General features: G+C 32.9%; 1 protein-coding gene. It reads left to right on the top strand.

Annotation, left to right across the window (positions count from 1 at the left end; translation table 11 throughout):
* On the top strand, positions 1-3,356 hold a 3,356-nt coding region (locus P9B04_RS17770; protein ID WP_342056315.1), incomplete at its 5' end, for an NACHT domain-containing protein.
* Positions 3,357-3,367 lie beyond the last annotated feature (11 nt).

A 3,367-nucleotide genomic window follows, 5' to 3' on the forward strand; every position in this document is an offset into this window, starting at 1 on the left:
CATCTATTAGTAAAGGGTTTTATAAGGGGGTTAAAAAGAGCGGATTTGGTATTACCCTAGCATTAATAAGTTCTATTGGATTAGGAATATTAACTCCAATTTTAACGCAGAATAGTCCTTCATTATCTTCTTGTCAACAACTTGAAAAGAGTATTAAAACCTTAGCGAAAACAGATGCAGACTCAGATCGGTTTGATTTCTTGAAAACAAATATTAAGAGAAAAAGATCATCCGAGATTCTTAATTTGTATAGAAAAGATAATCTTCAAGATTCATCATCTAAAAAACCCTGTTTTCCAGAAGAAAAATTATGGACTATTTATGACCAAGAATATGATAAGTATAAGTCTCCTTCTTGGCTACCTATTTTAATTTTTACTAGTTTAGGAATAATAATAGGAGGTGCAATTAGTGACACCCTTAAAAATTTAATCAAAAAGTTATTAGATACTCTGATTGAATTTATTTATCAACGAACAGCAGGAATACTATTTAGAAATTGGGGGATTACAAGATATCGAAAATCTTTAGTTGAAAAATATGAAAAATTATCTATTTCTTTTCGTACAAATAAACCTTTAGAAATGCGAGAAGTTTATGTACCCTTGAAGGTTAAAGAGAGTGATGATCAATCTAATAATTCCCTGATTGAAGCAGAAAAAGCATTAGGAGACTATTCTAAATTAATGGTGGTAGGAAGTCCAGGAGCAGGTAAATCTGTTTTATTAAAGCATTTAACTTTATCTTATGCAGAACAAGGATTAAATCGTCGTTTTTATACTGATTCAATTCCTATTTTATTAGAATTAAATAAGCTTAAGCCATCTGATTTAAACGTTGCATCTTTAGAAACTAAATTAGTTGATATTTTTTCTCAAAATGATTTTCCTAATGCTAATAATTGTGTTAAACAAAGTTTAAAAGATGGTCGCATTTTATTACTTTTCGATGGATTAGATGAGGTAATTGATGATAGTCGTAGTGAGGTAGTTAAGGGACTAAAAAATTTTTTAGATACTTATAAAAAATGTCCGTTTATTATTACCTGTCGAACAGCAGTTTATAGAAATGAATTTTATGATACGGTTAATAGAACTTTAGAGATTAAAGATTTCAATGATCAGCAGGTTCGGCGTTTTTTACGAGCATGGAAAACAGAAATGCCACAAGAGAAATCTGTTGAAAAATTACTAAGAACTTTAAATGATAAACCCCAAATTAAAACCTTAGCTAAGAATCCTTTGCTGTTAACTATTATTGCTTATCTTTATGCAGATACTAATATGGAGTTACCTGACTCGCGAGCAGAGTTTTATAGAAGAGCAATAGACATTTTATCTGAGACAAGAGACGAAGCGAAAGGATTGAATAATAAATATAAAGGGATTAAAAAACAACAAGTGCTTCAAAGACTAGCTTTGTATGCTCAAACGAGAACTAATTTATCTCAATCTTCTCAAAATTTTCAACAAAATCGTCGGACTATTTCAGACATAGAACTTAAGAAGGAAGTTAAAGAGATTCTACCTAATTTAAACTTAAAACCTGAAGACACTGATACAATTATTGATGAAATTGTTGACCGTAGTGGTTTATTGCTACGTCTTGATGGGGGACAAAGGTACGAGTTTGCTCACCAAACGTTACAGGAATATTTTGTTGCTTCTGCGCTTAAAGATAACTATACTGACTTAGTTGAGTATTGGAGAAACTCACCCAATGACTGGCAAGAAATAATGAAGTTATGGTGTGGGTTGGCTAACAATAGTACGGATCTAATTAAGAGTGTTGAGGTACGATATCCATTGATAGCATTTGAATGTTTAGGAGATGCGAATTTTGTAGAAAAAGGGTTAGCTGAAGAGATTATTGATTCTTTTAAAGATAGGTTAGGACAAGAGAATAATGAGAGGATAGAGATTGCGTTTGGTTTTGTTGCAGCAAGTTCTAGTGAAAGAGGAAACAAGGTATTTCAATTTTTAGGAGAAACCTTAAATAATGCTGATTCTAGTAATTTAACTGAGGCTGAAAAAAGATATCTTATAATGAGGAGAAAAGCGGCAGCAAAAGCTTTAGCTCAAACGAATAAACCCGAAGCGGCTGAAATATTAGCTCAATTCTATAGTGTTGATACTTCTACTGATCAAGAAGTCCACTTAACGGTTCGGGAATGCTTACAGAAACTAGGAAATTTAGCCATACCTACGTTAATAAATTTAGCTAAAGATGAAGATAACAACGAAAACCTAATCAGACTGGTATTAGAAGATATAATAAGTGTTGGTACCCCTGAAGCTGCGATCGCTCTTCTGCCGTTTTTATGGGATTCTCGTTTGATGAATTCAACCGCATGGTGTTTAGGTCATTTAATTAAATTACCAGAGGTTGAAGACGCTTTCAAGGAAAAAGAAATTGACGATAACATAAACTCTTTGATCGCAGAACAACAGAAAAGAAAAGACTATTTAGATTGGGTTTGGGATCCATTTGACCCTTCTGCTTCCTCTAACATCTCCATTATCGCCGGAAGGATTGCTTATTTATTGCTTGATCAGCTTAAAAATAGAACAATTGATTTAGACTCTTTTAATGCTCTTTATATAGATCCTCGGTTGATGATTCCTATGTGTGCGATCGCTAAGTTTGACGGGGTTAAATTACCAGAAAAAATTAGTTCTGATGCAATCTCTTTGTTAGAACAATCAGAGTTAACAGAAAATATTCAACGAAAAATGCACAAGGAAGTTGATACAATTCTGATTAAAGCGAAAAGCATGAATGAAGGGGATATTGTACTAAACTGGTCAAAGTTTTTATTGAATTTACCGAGTTATTTACAACTAGATTTATTACGTCGCTTAATAGAGTCTCGTAGAAATTTAACTCTTAATGATTGGCGCAATGCTTGGCGAAATCTTTATGCAGAGATAGATTATCAATTCTTTAAAAGTAAACATTATTTAGGAATTTTGTTTATTACTGTTGTGCTTTCTTTAGGAGCTATAGGTCAAATCATAGTTTTAGTCGGGAATTTGTTTACTAACCCCAACTTGTCCACTCCTACTATACTAATTTCCAGTTTAAGCATAATAACACTTCTGACTATCATAAATTTTTTAAGAGTTGTTTGGAAAGAGTCTTTTTCAAGGGAAGATCCTCTTAATCCTCCTTTGTTAATCAGTTTAGGTTTCTTTGGAGTTAAAACATTGCTCGAAGAAATTACTCGATTTTGGCAAAAGGAATTGGTTTGGGAGGGAATAATAGCTTTATATGATTCTTTAGACTCTAATAATTTTACTGTCGTTGGAGCTGGAGGGGAGCGACGCAAAAATGTCGCATCGACCGGAATTCGGTGAAAGCGACTGGG

The sequence above is a fragment of the Crocosphaera sp. Alani8 genome (genome assembly GCF_038442745.1).
GTDB lineage: Bacteria > Cyanobacteriota > Cyanobacteriia > Cyanobacteriales > Microcystaceae > Crocosphaera.